14 protein-coding genes, 1 tRNA gene and 1 pseudogene are annotated in these 12,779 nt (G+C 32.1%); 7 read left to right on the top strand and 9 right to left on the bottom strand.

The window, feature by feature from the left end; genetic code table 11:
* Positions 1–182: 182 nt before the first annotated feature.
* Both CD113_RS01010 and CD113_RS01005 read right to left on the bottom strand, forming a co-directional pair.
* Positions 183–1,106, bottom strand: coding sequence for an EamA family transporter (locus tag CD113_RS01010; RefSeq protein WP_002463439.1), 924 nt, complete (start codon positions 1,104–1,106; stop codon positions 183–185).
* 253 nt (positions 1,107–1,359) lie between these two features.
* Positions 1,360–1,563, bottom strand: a complete 204-nt coding sequence (locus tag CD113_RS01005) for a hypothetical protein (RefSeq protein WP_002463437.1) — start codon at positions 1,561–1,563, stop codon at positions 1,360–1,362.
* A gap of 522 nt (positions 1,564–2,085) precedes the next feature.
* On the opposite strand from CD113_RS01005, the gene CD113_RS01000 reads away from it, so the two are divergent.
* From CD113_RS01000 to CD113_RS00985, 4 genes are all read left to right on the top strand, one after another.
* The gene (locus CD113_RS01000; RefSeq protein WP_040801830.1) at positions 2,086–3,129 is read left to right on the top strand and encodes a PTS fructose transporter subunit IIC; all 1,044 of its coding nucleotides are present in this window, start codon (positions 2,086–2,088) and stop codon (positions 3,127–3,129) included.
* A gap of 2 nt (positions 3,130–3,131) precedes the next feature.
* The gene (gene sdaAB / locus CD113_RS00995; RefSeq protein ID WP_002463433.1) at positions 3,132–3,812 is read left to right on the top strand and encodes an L-serine ammonia-lyase, iron-sulfur-dependent subunit beta; all 681 of its coding nucleotides are present in this window, start codon (positions 3,132–3,134) and stop codon (positions 3,810–3,812) included.
* A 13-nt stretch (positions 3,813–3,825) separates the two neighbouring features.
* The gene (gene sdaAA / locus CD113_RS00990) at positions 3,826–4,725 is read left to right on the top strand and encodes an L-serine ammonia-lyase, iron-sulfur-dependent, subunit alpha (protein ID WP_002463431.1); all 900 of its coding nucleotides are present in this window, start codon (positions 3,826–3,828) and stop codon (positions 4,723–4,725) included.
* A gap of 296 nt (positions 4,726–5,021) precedes the next feature.
* Entirely contained in the window at positions 5,022–5,192 is a 171-nt protein-coding gene (locus CD113_RS00985; RefSeq protein ID WP_002463428.1) for a hypothetical protein, read from the top strand.
* Positions 5,193–5,251: 59 nt separating this feature from the next.
* Here the strand turns inward: CD113_RS00985 and CD113_RS00980 are convergent, their stop codons facing one another.
* Positions 5,252–5,743: a GNAT family N-acetyltransferase gene (locus CD113_RS00980; protein ID WP_002463426.1), complete on the bottom strand. Its 492-nt coding sequence runs from the start codon at positions 5,741–5,743 to the stop codon at positions 5,252–5,254.
* Between the two features lie 205 nt (positions 5,744–5,948).
* Between CD113_RS00980 and srtA the strand changes: the two genes are divergently transcribed.
* Positions 5,949–6,557 (top strand): class A sortase SrtA, encoded by a 609-nt coding sequence (srtA, locus tag CD113_RS00975; protein WP_002463424.1) that lies wholly within the window; start codon positions 5,949–5,951, stop codon positions 6,555–6,557.
* Between the two features lie 192 nt (positions 6,558–6,749).
* On the opposite strand, the gene CD113_RS00970 is transcribed toward srtA, so the two are convergent.
* The 4 genes from CD113_RS00970 to CD113_RS00955 form a co-directional block, all read right to left on the bottom strand.
* The gene (locus tag CD113_RS00970) at positions 6,750–7,346 is read right to left on the bottom strand and encodes an LPXTG cell wall anchor domain-containing protein (RefSeq protein ID WP_002463422.1); all 597 of its coding nucleotides are present in this window, start codon (positions 7,344–7,346) and stop codon (positions 6,750–6,752) included.
* A 299-nt stretch (positions 7,347–7,645) separates the two neighbouring features.
* Complete coding sequence (locus tag CD113_RS00965; protein WP_002463420.1) at positions 7,646–8,479, bottom strand: hypothetical protein; 834 nt, start codon at positions 8,477–8,479, stop codon at positions 7,646–7,648.
* Between the two features lie 26 nt (positions 8,480–8,505).
* Complete coding sequence (locus CD113_RS00960) at positions 8,506–8,994, bottom strand: HTH domain-containing protein (protein ID WP_002463418.1); 489 nt, start codon at positions 8,992–8,994, stop codon at positions 8,506–8,508.
* 160 nt (positions 8,995–9,154) lie between these two features.
* Positions 9,155–9,415 carry a hypothetical protein gene (locus CD113_RS00955; RefSeq protein ID WP_002463416.1) on the bottom strand — a complete coding sequence of 87 codons (261 nt, stop codon included), beginning with the start codon at positions 9,413–9,415 and terminating at the stop codon, positions 9,155–9,157.
* A 480-nt stretch (positions 9,416–9,895) separates the two neighbouring features.
* On the opposite strand from CD113_RS00955, the gene CD113_RS00950 reads away from it, so the two are divergent.
* A complete protein-coding gene (locus CD113_RS00950) occupies positions 9,896–10,696 on the top strand; it encodes a Cof-type HAD-IIB family hydrolase (RefSeq protein WP_002463415.1) in 801 nt (266 codons plus the stop codon).
* Positions 10,697–10,841: 145 nt separating this feature from the next.
* On the opposite strand, the gene CD113_RS00945 is transcribed toward CD113_RS00950, so the two are convergent.
* On the bottom strand, positions 10,842–12,086 hold the full coding sequence (locus CD113_RS00945; protein WP_002463413.1) for an aminoacyltransferase: 1,245 nt from the start codon (positions 12,084–12,086) through the stop codon (positions 10,842–10,844).
* Positions 12,087–12,311: 225 nt separating this feature from the next.
* Here CD113_RS00945 and CD113_RS00940 point away from each other — a divergent pair.
* A tRNA-OTHER gene (locus tag CD113_RS00940) sits at positions 12,312–12,400 on the top strand.
* A gap of 188 nt (positions 12,401–12,588) precedes the next feature.
* On the opposite strand, the pseudogene CD113_RS00935 reads toward CD113_RS00940, so the two are convergent.
* Positions 12,589–12,779: pseudogene (locus CD113_RS00935) on the bottom strand (IS110 family transposase); the annotation flags it as partial.

Here is a 12,779-nt window from a genome sequence, read left to right as displayed (position 1 = left end):
TGACTTAAATGATAGGGCATTGTGCCCTTTTTTTCAAAAAAATTCGGTTGGTAAGATAACTTTCAAATTATCTTATCAACCGAATTTATTATAGAGCCGTTTTATTTAGTTTGCGGCAGTAGAAAATAGTGATATTAAAAATGCTTTGAAGACGGTTGGTTAGCATTCTTCCCCCCTAATAGTTAATCACTATCCTGTTTCGGTTGTCTTTTTAAAGAAAGTAATAAAATAAGAACCATAATTAAAACAATGCCAATAACTTGAAATGGCTTAAAAGCAATATGTAGCCAGACGCTACTAGCAATAATTGCAACGACAGGTTCTATTGTGCCGAACAAGGTTGTCTCTTTGGCAGAAAGATATTGTAAGCTATCAATAAACAAATAAAAAGCAAGTGCTGTTCCACCTAAGATACCAAATAATAGAAATAGTATCGTGGTAATGTTCCAATGCGCTACATTAACTTGCCAGATTGGATGTCTTAAATTCATCATAACCCCGGAAATAAGCATCGCCCAACCAACAATTAAAATAGAACCAAAACGACTCAACAATTCTGCTGGATAAATGGTATAAAATGCTAAAGCCACTCCAGCTAATATACCCCAAAATAAACTTGCAGGATTAACGACAAGATTAGATAGTGAGCCATTGGTTAGTAATAAAAATGTACCAACTAAAGTCATAATGACAGCTAATATATCAAATGTCGTTAATTTAGCATGGCCTCTCAAGACAAACCAAATAATGATATAAACAGGAGCAATATATTGTAGTAGAGTAGCAATTGCTGCATTACCAGTATTGATAGATGCCATATAGGCATATTGTACAATTAACATCCCAAACAAACTATAGATTAGTAATTTAAATAACATGCGAGGTTGTTGAAAAACAACGAATATTGATCGCTTAGGATTTAACATTTTAGCAATAGCCAATAAAAACACACCACTGACCATTAACCTTGCAGTGACATACCAATCTATATTGATATGTTGATATTTAAATAAATAGTCAGATACAGTGCCCCCTAATCCCCACAAACAAGCACCAATAATGGCTAGAATGATTCCTTTTAGACGTAATGATGATTGATTATACATAGATATCACCTCAAATCTATTAATGATATTTATTATTGCTAGTGCATATAAGACATTAATAATCATTTTAGTAATATCATATCTATTTTAGTTAGGAAAAGAAATACAAAAAAAGATGATTTATAGAGAGAAAGTCAGTCATTTTGCACAAATTTTAAAAATGCATAGATAAAAACAGGCCTTAGTAGATTGGACGATGTCTAGAAGATGGATGATGAAATAACAACTGAAAATAGCATGGCATCAAAAGTAATTAGTCAAAAGAAATTGTAGGCAAGCTTAAATGATTTTGATGACTAGATGTATGGTGTTGTTGTTTACTATCTAAGATGATTTGAGAAACGTCATGACCAGACATACTTGTAATCAGAATAATTGATAAATAGACAGAAAAGATAATGACAATGGTTGCTAAATATATGCCAATTGCAATTTTAGATGAGTGGTGCATATGCATAAGTAACGCCTCCAAATCATGTGTAATATGAATTCCTTTTAGTATAACGACCAGTTGTTAATTGAGTGTAAAGATAGCATTACAAAGTGTAAATCTTATAACAGTCATATCAAATCTTGCAAAATAAGAAAAAATTGCAAATATCAGTGTAATAAGTTATTTTTAAATATGGCTAAATTGTTACAAAAATAAGTTGCACGCGTTAAAATAGATAAGTCGTTTAAAATATGATTGGTTTTTGTTCATAAATCAATCGGTTAAAAAGTAGCACAATACATTTATTCGTAAGATTAATCACAGAAAATAAATAATTTGTATTTTAGAGTAAAAGGTTATTTATATAAATATTTAACAATTTAAGTGCAAAACCAAATAAAGATTTTTTGGAATCTTTCACAAAAATGAAACAATTATCACTATTAATTGATTTGATAACATTTAAATGTTGAAAACGTTTTCTTTAGAGTGTACGATATTTATGGACTAGAAGAAAATTAATAGATGGAAAGAGGTTTTTGGGAAATGGATATTCTGTTAGGTGTTGGAACCTTAGTCATGGTATTGGTCATCATGACATTATTCTTAAAGTACGCACCGTACGGCAAGCAAGGACTTCAAGCATTATCTGGTGCAGCTTGTGCAACATTTTTACCACAAGCATTTCTTAGTTACGCTATAGGTGGCGTATTTGATATTAAATTCCTGCAAGATATTGGAGATTTAGCAGGTAGTTTAAGTGGTATTGCTGTAGGTATTTTGACTTGTCTCAATTTAGGTGTGGCACCTGTATTTGCTGTCATCGTTGGACTAGTATTACATGATTTTAAATTATTACCAGCATTCATTGCAGCATACGCAGTTGCTTTTGCGATTAAATGGATTGAAAAGAAAGTACCAGAAGGGTTGGACTTAATTGTAGTTATTTTATTTGCACCTGCAATTGCCTTCTTACTTGCTTCAGTTATTACACCTGGTGTGATGGCAACGTTGAAACAAATTGGTAGTGCTGTTACAGCAGTTGGTGACAACAATCCATATGCATTGGCAGTTATATTAGGACTCGTTATACCAGTAACGGGAATGACACCATTAAGTTCAATGGTACTGACAAGTTTACTTGGACTTACAGGTGTTCCAATGGCAATAGGTGCCTTAACGTGTACGGGTAGTTCATTCGTAAATTTTGTCTTATTCCGTAAGTTACACATAGGAGGACCTTCCAAAGCATTTGCTGTTGGAATTGAACCATTAACTCAAATTGATTTAATTGCGCGTTATCCATTACAACTTTATGGTACAAACGCTATTGTAGGTGTAGTAAATGCGTGTATCGTCACTTTCAGTGGTTTAGTGATAGGCGTCAAAGGTATGGCAACACCTATAGCAGGTGCCATTGTGTTGTTCGGATTTAACGATGCAGTAAGATCAGTTATTACAATAATTATCGTCATAATTGTTAGTATTTTATTAGCATATATGATTGGTACAATGATAAATAAATTTAACTTGATGAATATCAACGTTAAGACACCAAGTAAAAAGAATCACGTTAAAGGGAGTGTTTAATTTTGGCTAAAAGCTATGATTACCAAAGTGCGTTTGATATTATCGGTCCTGTTATGATGGGACCTTCAAGTTCACATACAGCAGGTGCCGTTAAGATAGGTAATGCTGCACGTGAAATATTAGGTGATATACCAAAAAAATTAGAAATACATTATTATGAGTCATTTGCTAAAACACATCAAGGACATGGTACAGATGTGGCAATTGTAGGGGGTGCTATGGGTTATTCAACATTTGATAACCGAATTAAATCAGCACTAGACATTGCGGCAGATGAGCATATCGCAATAGATATTATTGAAGAAGATGGAGACAGTATTGGTCAACATCCAAACTGTGCTTATCTAAAGTCAACGCGTGAAGATGGACGATATATTGAAGTCATTGGTATTTCTATTGGTGGCGGTACAATCAAAATTAAAGGCATCCATATCAATGGTTTAAGTGTCGATTTAAATCATGGGTTACCTATTTTAGTGTTTGATGGTGCCATCACTAAATCACAAACAAATCACTTAATTAATCATATTAATGATCTTAAAATTGATTATAGAGAAGAATTAGTTAAAACAAATGAAGATAACAGTTTAGTTGTATTACCTTTAAATAAAGCAATCTCAGAATCAACATTAGATCAATTACAAGATAAATACAGTAACTTAACCGTTTCCTATATAAATTAAAGGGGGAAAAAAGATGTTTGATTCAATCAGAGAAACAATAGATTACTCTGTAGAGCATAACATTTCATTTGCGGATATGATGATCCAAGAAGAGATGGATTTGAGTGGTAGATCGCGTGAAGAAGTACGTGAGCAAATGCAACAAAACTTAGAAGTTATGCGTGATGCTGTTGAAAAAGGGACAACAGGTGATGGTGTTGAAAGTGTTACAGGATATACTGGTCACGATGCAGCTAAATTACGCGACTATAATGAAACGCATCATGCTTTATCTGGTTATGAAATGATAGAGGCAGTAAAAGGTGCTGTAGCGACTAACGAAGTCAATGCAGCTATGGGAATTATATGTGCAACACCAACAGCAGGATCATCAGGAACAATACCTGGTGCATTATTCAAATTAGAAAAAACACACAACTTAACAGAAGATCAAATGATTGATTTCTTATTTACAGCATCATTATTTGGTAGAGTTGTAGCTAATAATGCGAGTGTCGCTGGTGCTACAGGTGGTTGCCAAGCAGAAGTTGGTTCAGCATCAGCTATGGCAGCAGCGGCAGCTGTATCAATTTTTGGAGGTGCTCCAGAAGCATCTGGACATGCAATGGCACTTGCAATCAGTAACTTGTTAGGACTAGTTTGTGACCCTGTAGCAGGCTTAGTTGAAATACCTTGCGTGATGAGAAATGCGATTGGTTCAGGAAATGCATTAATATCAGCTGACTTAGCACTGGCAGGTATTGAAAGTAGAATACCAGTCGATGAAGTGATTGGCGCTATGGATAGAGTTGGTAGAAACTTACCAGCTTCATTACGTGAAACAGGTCTTGGTGGATTAGCCGGTACACCAACAGGTGAAGCGATTAAACGTAAAATTTTTGGTGATGCTGAAGAATTCGTTAAAAATAATTAAGCTATATGATTGATATAGTAGTAAAATACGGGATTGTCACATAACATAAAACAGTGACAATCCCGTATTTTAGATTGACCATCTTTAGGACTGATAAATAAAAAGTGAAGAATGATGTATCAGTCCAATTTGAGAAAGAACCTACCTTTATAGCATCGAATAATGATGTGTATAACTAAAAATTTAGAGCATTATTGTATAAAGACATAAAAATATGTGAAAATAACATATAAAATTAATTATCGATTGCAAATTTACCCTTATAAAATTAAAATAATTTAAAAGGGGCTGATGAAATGCTAAAATTATCTATCATTTTTATAGCATTCATCATTAACACAACGATTACTTATTGGTGCACAACTGAGGGGACATGGGTCAATCTATTATTTAAATCATTATCTTTAAGTATGATTATTGTCTTTATGTACTATTATGTTCGTTTTGTTATTGACAATAAAGAGTAGCAACATCGCTAATATATAAATATCTATCATAACGATTGTTAAAGTATGATAACGTGATGTTATTTGGCTAAATCTAATTGATAAAATGCTAAGTCTAACCAGCGATCAAATTTATAACCAACATGTGATAAAGTACCTGCATAGTCAAAGTTGAACTTATGATGCAAGTTAATGCTTGCTTCATTTGATGCATCAATACCCGCAATCATCATGCGATAACCTGCATTGGTAGCATATTGAATCAAGTGTTGTAATAGTTTGGAAGCAATACCTTGACCTTTAGCTGTGGGATCAACATAAATAGAATGTTCAACTGTATATTGATATGCTGGCCAATTTCTAAAAGGACCATAAGTTGCAAATCCGACAACTTGATTATTGTGTAGGTAAACGAATACAGGCTCTTTAGCCTGTGTTTTATTGTTAAACCAGGTTTGACGTTCCTCAAGTGTTTGTGCGTCATAAGTGTAAACAGCTGTTGTATTAATAATAGCGTCATTATATATAGTTAATATGTATGGTAAGTCATCTTTATTGGCTTGGCGAATCATGGTGATACCTCCTGTTATTAATGTAATTAAACTAGTTATACTACTAAATAATTAAATGTGCAATGCAAGGTGAAAAAGATGGTTAGATTGTGTGTAATAAAATATGTAATAGGAAGATTAATATTATGATAAATTGCATATTTAGTGCTATACTGATTAAAAAATATAAATTCACAGCGACAGATATAAAAGGAGTATCCATACAATGAAAAAATGGACAAATCGCTTAATTACAATTGTTGGCGTTGTTCTTATCTTGATAGCAGTATATTTATTTGCTAAGCCACATATTGATAATTACTTACATGATAAAGATAATGACAAGAAAATCGAGAACTATGATAAAAAGGTGTCACAAGAACAAAATAAAAAAGAGCAACCACAGATTCCAAAAGATAAATCACAAATTGCAGGTTATATTGAAGTACCTGATGCAGAAATTAAAGAACCAGTTTATCCTGGACCAGCAACACCTGAACAATTAAATCGTGGGGTAAGCTTTGCAGAGGGAGACGAGTCACTTAGTGATCAAAATATTTCCATTGCAGGACATACATTCCTTGATCGTCCACACTATCAATTTACCAATTTAAAAGCAGCTAAAAAAGGTAGTAAAGTTTACTTTAAAGTTGGCAATGAAACGCGTAAATATAAAATGACAAGTATTAGAGATGTTGATCCAACAGATGTTAAAGTATTGGATGAACATAAAGGTGAGAAAAATCAACTAACATTAATTACATGTGATAATTACAATGAGAAAACGGGTGTTTGGGAAACACGTAAAATATTTGTCGCTAAAGAAATAAAATAAATAGCAACGTGATAACAGTAAACAGAACACTATGACATGACGCTAGTTTATTGCGAAGAAATTTAACAATGAAGCCACTTAAGTTTGGATTATTAAATCTCAACTTAGGTGGCTTTGTTAGTGTAAATACTTAAGTAATGATAAAAATGTAAGGATTATATTTTGATTTTAGGTTAATATGATTTGTATCATTTATTTGTTTTTTGACAAACGTTTAAATGTTAGTACTGAACCAATAGCCATTAATGTTGAAGCTAATACTGCGATTAATGAATTACTACTTGAAGTGTCACCTGTTTCAGGTAAAGCCTTCATTACTTTAGTATCATCTGTTTGTTGGATGTTACTTTGAGCTTCTGCTTTATGAACAGTTGATGATGATGGCGTATTATTTTGAACTTGTTGCTTGTTTGTTTGTTGATTCATGGTTTGTTGATCGTCAGTCTCCCCAAAATTAGCATTTGGATCATCTTTAAATTGCTCTTTCGATTCATCTAAAGAGCGAACTTCAACGTTTAATCCTTGTTCTTTAGCAGATTTTAGCGCATGATCGTAATATTCTTGGTAAGAATTGTCATAGCTGTTCACTGCACCTACGCCTCCACCTTCTGAACTTTGACCTGATAAACGTCCTTGTAGTAGTTTATCATGTTGATATTGCCATTCTTGCTGATTGGCAATTTTAATTGTGTCAATGGTATCAGCTTTAGCTTGATGTCCTGCTTCTATACCTGTAAATAATAAAGCACCTGCTAGTGTTGTTGTTGTCAATAAACTTATCTTTTTCATAATTATAAAACCTCCAAACTTTTGATACATCAAATATAAATAAGATTTTATTATGTTACAATACGACTTTTGAAAAAAGACAATATACGTCTACCAATTTTTATTTTTTAATAAAAATATTTGATTTTATTTAAATATATTAATGTTTAAGTTTTTCGTTATATTTGTGTTTGAGTGAAGAAGGGACATTTGGAATGCACGAAGATGACATAATGATGACTTCAAATATATACTTTCTACTTTAATAGTATTAAAAAAGGCACCCTAAGTTAGGATGCCCTGTCACTATCTATACAATTTTAATTATATTCAACATAGTCTACAAATTTATTATGGGTATATTTACCACTATCAATAGATTCTTTGGTAATCGTTGTGTTTTTATCCACACGTACACCAATAAAGTTTGTATCACGTTCCATATCATTATCCATGGAGTGTTGTTGTCCTTTAATCACTTGATCTTTTTTTGTTGTCATCAATGTATCATTCATCGAACCACGATACATTGTTGATATCATTGGACGATCCACTTCTTGGTTTTTTAAAGTACGTTCAAATAAATCATGCGCTTGCATATCAGCAATACCTTTAAAGTAATAGACTTTCTCACCGTTTTCTTTAGATAACTTTGGTTCACCAACGAGACGTTCCATTTTTGGTTCTAATTCTTGTCTTGTTTTACCATAATAATCTCTATAACGACCATCTACCGATTCAAAATCATCGTATCCACGTAAATCATATGACACACTTTGTTCGTCATCTGTAAGCAATGTGACTTTTGCTTGTGTATAATACGCTGGTGGATAACCTGCATCTTTATTCGCTTGTTCTCCGAATTTTTCTAATTCTTTAATTGACATATTACCAGCATCAGATAATAACAATTCTTTATCACTTTTATCTATATTATATACTTTCGCTTTACCGTCATGAACGATAGAAATACGTTCCACATATTGCTGATGATCGTCATTTGCTTTTTCTCCTTGAAAAATGACATGCTTCTCTTTACCAAAGATAATATCTGTTAACGTTTCTTCTTTGTTAGGTTTAGCAAGAGGTGAGCCTGACCCACATCCTGCTAATATTACTGTACAACCAAATAATATAAATAATAATTTTTTCATATGAAACTCTCCTTTGATATTTATAGTTAAAGTTGTTGATTAAAATAAATCATAAGTAAACGAATGATGTCTGTTGAAAGCTGTGCTAACAGCCAATCTGGTGATATTAATCTTAAATCTCGACGATAATCAAAACATAAATTAACTGCTGTTGGAGCAGACAATGTCATTTCAACTGTTACTTTGTTGTGATTGGATTCAATAATTTGGCTTGGATAAATTTGATTTAACTGTTGATGAAGGTCTTTAGTCATTTCAAAACAAACATGAATTAAAGTGCGACTATTATCTTCAGTTGGATGTTTTACTAAGGAATAGGATTTATGATTTTGATTAAAGATAATTGATTGATTTAGTCCGAAATCGATATCATGAATATAGTCTCTAATCGTTTCTATATCTCTTAAAATAGTTCGTTGATGAACATTGAAAGTATGTGCTAAATCGGTAGTACGGACTTTTTCTTCGTTAATTAAAAGGTCATAAATATATAAAGCACGATAAGCTGAATTCATAGTGATGACTCCTTTTTGATGATTAATACATTATAAAAAAGCCCCCCGACATTAAATGTCAGGGGGTAGTTTAAGTAAACGTATTGAATCTAGATTTAGTTAGGCTTAGTGCTAAAAAGTGAAAGACGTAATGATATTTGGGTCTTGTTGTGCATGTCCATCATTTACCGTAGCCTCTGTAATAGCATTGGAAGACAAACCATTCAATGAGTTCATTAGGATGACGTGCAATCATATTAAGTTCTCGTTGTGAAGTGACTGCAGTTTTTAAGTAGTAATACATCACATTGAAAATAGCTTGAAGTTGTTGATGCTCTTCAAACGAACAATCATGTTGTTGAAGTTGTTCATAGCGATGAACAATTGATTGTGGTGTTTCATTAAATTGTTTGAGTTGCTGTTCAATCATTGCAAAATACATTAATTCAACCTCCTTTCATTTTAGTCACATTTAACCTAAGAACGTGCAACGCGCGTTCTTTATGGTTTTGAATTGGAAATCACCAAAATAATAAAAAGGGGGATGTTTAATGTGTTGTTTTAGTGAAAAGTTCAATGATGAATGATGCACTGCATTTGGTCGTCAATATGTGACGAATAGGAGCATATTGACGCGTGCGGCTCATATTAAAAAGGCAGTTTACACTTATGATGAGAAACATTTTTATCGATTGACTACGTTTAAGTCGACTTATTAAAAGTCGGCTTAAACGTAAGTAAGAAAGCTGAAGATATAAATATAGAGCGGAACGATAGATTGAAAAGCTAAAAGGATATCATTTTTAACTCATGAAAGTAATTTCATAATATGAATATAGTTTCAGTATGGTTTAAGTAACTTCATCAACGAATATCTTACCGATATAATATAAACAAAGGACTAACATGAGGAGGCATTGTCATGATTAAGGCAATTGCAGTAGATATGGATGGCACATTTTTAGATTCGACTAAACAATACGATCAGAAACGTTTCGACAAGATTTACCATGAACTTCAAGAAAGAGATATATTATTTATTGCAGCAAGTGGTAATCAATATGCTAAATTAAAATCAATTTTTGGTGACCGTGATATGTATTTTATTTCTGAGAATGGGGCTGTCATTTATAAAGGAAATGAGATATATGACTATAAAAGCTTTGATAGAGATATATTTCAGCAAGTAGTCGATTATTTAAATGTTGAGCAAGGCATCGACAATTTAGTCATTTGTGGAGTGAAAAGTGCCTATATATTAAAAAATACATCGAAGGCATTTAAAGAAGATACACAATTTTATTATCATCAATTAGAGGAAATTGAATCATTACAAGCGTTACCTGAAGATGATTACGTCAAAATAGCATTTAATATTAATCGTCAAACACACCCAAACGTTGATGACGAGGTTAGTCAACAATTTAAAGGTGACATCAAGTTAGTGTCAAGTGGTCATGACAGTGTGGATATTATTATGCCAAATATGACGAAAGGTCAAGCATTAAAGAGATTGCTAGATAATTGGCATATGTCTGCAACTAATTTAATGGCTTTTGGTGATGCGAATAACGATAAAGACATGTTAGAATTTGCTGAACATAGTTACGTAATGGAAAATAGTCAGGATGCAACATTATTTGATATTGCAGCACATGTTGCGCCTAGTAATGATGAGCAAGGCGTCTTAACAGTGATTGAACAGCAAGTACTTCATCAATAATAATAAACACCCAAAAGATAGTATAACTGAATGAGACTTAGAGGTTGAATATTGCAATTCAACGTACTAACTTTCGCTTTAGTATGTACTAAACTTTTGGGTGTCTGTTTATTTGTATTAATGTCACTGTATTAAAGAAATATGGTTATTTGTTCATTGCTAAATATAATTTATAAAATAGTGGACGAATAGGCTTAATAAAATCTCCAATGTATTCTTCGACATGGGCGTTAAATCCTTTTTTAAATTGTTGTACGCCCAAGTCTTCAGCGCTGTCACTAAAATCACCAGTCACACCGTAGAAATTATAACGAGGGATGTCATGATCTTTAGCAAATTGAATCATATCCCATTGTAAAGCATAGGCTCCCATAAATTGGTTGAATTTAGGATTGGAACCACTTGATAAGTAATAGACTTCATCTTTATTGAAGATATATAAAGCAGCTGCTAAATCTAAAATATGTCCTTCAGTTGTCATTAATTGTTGTGTTTGCGTTATTTTTTTATTTTGGCTTGTCAGTTGGTCATTCAATTGATTGACTTGTGTTTTAGTTTTTTTAGAATTTGGGTTTTCTAATAATTTATCACTTAAAATTTGTAGTTGTGATATTAAAGTTTCATATTTATCATTCAATTGCTTTAAATGTTTGTTTAAATCGATGTATGCTAATTTAATCATTGAATTGTCTGGATACATACGTTGTGCTTCAATAAAAAATTGATTAGGATTTTCACGATATTTAAAATTATGACGTTCTTCGGCCATTTTAAATAATTTGTAAAAACGCTCAGTTTCTGAAATATCAAGTACAGTTGTTTGAACGCCCATTTCTATGGTCTTTTTAATATTACGGCGTGTTTGATAACTCATATCTTCTAAGATTGTTTCTTTACTTTTACCTTTTATATCAAGTACGGACAGCCAGCGTATTTGACTCTTTTGATGATACCCTATTGGATAACCTTGGTGTTGGTAGCCAATCTTACTTAATTGATTGATAAGGTTAGTATTATCAAAGTTTTCAATGATGTGACCATCAGCATCTCTAATACTTTCTAAAATATAAGGATCGACAGAGACAAAAAGTGTACGCTGTTTCTTCAAATATTTAGTTAATCCTTTGAAAAAGCAATCAACAAGTGGTGCATTATTAAAATCTAATACAGGTCCTTTATGAGAATAAAAATATTTGAAAAACTTTAAAGCACGTGCTTCTGATAATAAGCAAGCAGCCAGTACGTCGTTATTGTCTTTGACTCCTACAAGATGGACATCATTATTATGTTGTTTTCTATAACGATATTGTTCAATAGATTGTGTGAAATGAGCTGGGTGATGATTAATAAAGTTGTCGTATTCCTGCTCAGTTAATTTTGTAAAATACATGTGTGAACCCCTTTGTTTGATAATATAAGTATCGCGCTACATTCTTAAATTTATACATAAATAGTAACACAATATAATAGTTATAGTATATGAATTATTTGTGTTTATTTTGTGTAATATATAATTAAGTGGTCAGTAAACAAAATTTGAAAAAAATGGATTTATTAATATTTTATACTTTACAATTATTTTGAAACTGTGTATAATGAGAAACAGTTGAATTGTGGAGGGATACCCAAGTCTGGCTTAAGGGGATCAACTTCGGTTGATTAGGAGCTTTATTGCTCGCGTTGGTTCAAATCCTTCTCCCTCCGTTAGTTATAGATAGTTGCGTATGATAATCATGCGTAGCTGTCTTTTTTTATGTTTATTTTTAAAATGTCGGTTCTCTATTTCCTACGATTAGTCAAGTACTTATAAATAAAATAAGCATTACTAAATTAAACCGTTCAATTTAATTTTTTTGAATAAGGTGTTAAACTATATTTGATTGTACGTTTGGCTAATGTGGGGACATTTGATAATCGTACAATTTCTGATTCATTACTAAATAATGAATCGTTTTTAACAATCGATTTATACAAGCGATGACGGCAGTCTTATGAGATTTCTCATTAGGCTGCTTTCTTAGTTTGTAATAATAATCGACGACATGATTATCATAATGATGTTGTCCCTTTAAAATATTCATAA

It is taken from the genome of Staphylococcus simiae (assembly GCF_002902085.1).
Taxonomy (GTDB): Bacteria; Bacillota; Bacilli; order Staphylococcales; family Staphylococcaceae; genus Staphylococcus; species Staphylococcus simiae.
The sequence above is the reverse complement of the archived record's forward strand: the minus strand, read 5'-3'. Positions and strand labels throughout refer to the sequence as shown.

Bases quoted from the DNA above. Each gene is read 5' to 3' on its own strand.
- CD113_RS00985 (WP_002463428.1), top strand. From the start codon at position 5,022: ATGCTAAAATTATCTATCATTTTTATAGCATTCATCATTAACACAACG.
- CD113_RS00945 (WP_002463413.1), bottom strand. From the start codon at position 12,086: ATGTATTTTACAAAATTAACTGAGCAGGAATACGACAACTTTATTAAT.
- CD113_RS01005 (WP_002463437.1), bottom strand. From the start codon at position 1,563: ATGCATATGCACCACTCATCTAAAATTGCAATTGGCATATATTTAGCA.
- sdaAA (WP_002463431.1), top strand. From the start codon at position 3,826: ATGTTTGATTCAATCAGAGAAACAATAGATTACTCTGTAGAGCATAAC.
- CD113_RS01000 (WP_040801830.1), top strand. From the start codon at position 2,086: ATGGATATTCTGTTAGGTGTTGGAACCTTAGTCATGGTATTGGTCATC.
- CD113_RS00955 (WP_002463416.1), bottom strand. From the start codon at position 9,415: ATGTATTTTGCAATGATTGAACAGCAACTCAAACAATTTAATGAAACA.
- CD113_RS01010 (WP_002463439.1), bottom strand. From the start codon at position 1,106: ATGTATAATCAATCATCATTACGTCTAAAAGGAATCATTCTAGCCATT.
- CD113_RS00970 (WP_002463422.1), bottom strand. From the start codon at position 7,346: ATGAAAAAGATAAGTTTATTGACAACAACAACACTAGCAGGTGCTTTA.
- CD113_RS00960 (WP_002463418.1), bottom strand. From the start codon at position 8,994: ATGAATTCAGCTTATCGTGCTTTATATATTTATGACCTTTTAATTAAC.
- CD113_RS00950 (WP_002463415.1), top strand. From the start codon at position 9,896: ATGATTAAGGCAATTGCAGTAGATATGGATGGCACATTTTTAGATTCG.
- CD113_RS00965 (WP_002463420.1), bottom strand. From the start codon at position 8,479: ATGAAAAAATTATTATTTATATTATTTGGTTGTACAGTAATATTAGCA.
- CD113_RS00980 (WP_002463426.1), bottom strand. From the start codon at position 5,743: ATGATTCGCCAAGCCAATAAAGATGACTTACCATACATATTAACTATA.
- srtA (WP_002463424.1), top strand. From the start codon at position 5,949: ATGAAAAAATGGACAAATCGCTTAATTACAATTGTTGGCGTTGTTCTT.